Origin of the sequence: Phormidium sp. CCY1219, assembly GCF_035615515.1 — a bacterium.
Lineage (GTDB): Bacteria > Cyanobacteriota > Cyanobacteriia > Cyanobacteriales > Laspinemataceae > CCY1219.
This window is the reverse complement of the sequence record NZ_JAJENT010000305.1, coordinates 1-463: the sequence shown is the minus strand read 5'-3', so window position 1 is coordinate 463 and position 463 is coordinate 1. Positions and strand designations below refer to the sequence as shown.

Genomic DNA, 463 nt, shown 5'->3' with positions numbered 1-463 from the left:
AGGTATTAAAAACCGAATTACCTTTAGACCCGATTCGAGCAGATTCGGTCACATTTTTAAGCACGCGGACGGAGATTCTGCATTTAGAATTTCAGGTAAAAGTACCCACAGAGCAACCGATGCCCCTGCGGATGTTAAATTATTGGTTGCGATTATACTGGCAATATCGACTGCCGGTGAAACAGGTGGTTATTTGGTTGAAGCAGACGAGCAATCCGGAGGTTTTTCAGACGCAATTTGAGTTCCAATCGACCCGACACCAATATGAAGTGGTGCGGTTGTGGGAGCAATCTCCAGAACCCTTGCTGCAAGACCGCGCATTGCTCCCTTTAGCGGTGTTGTGTGCCGCTGAGGAACCGACGCAATTGCTGAGTCAAGTGGCGGGGGAATTGGCTAAGATAGAATCACGGGAACAGCGACAGGAAATTGCCGCTTGTACCCAGCTTCTCGCCGGGTTACGGTT

Annotated in this window: 1 pseudogene; it reads left to right on the top strand. The window is 49.5% G+C overall.

Going from position 1 to position 463, the window contains the following annotated elements:
• Nucleotides 1–463 (top strand): annotated as a pseudogene (locus tag LKK83_RS05005) (hypothetical protein); the annotation flags it as partial.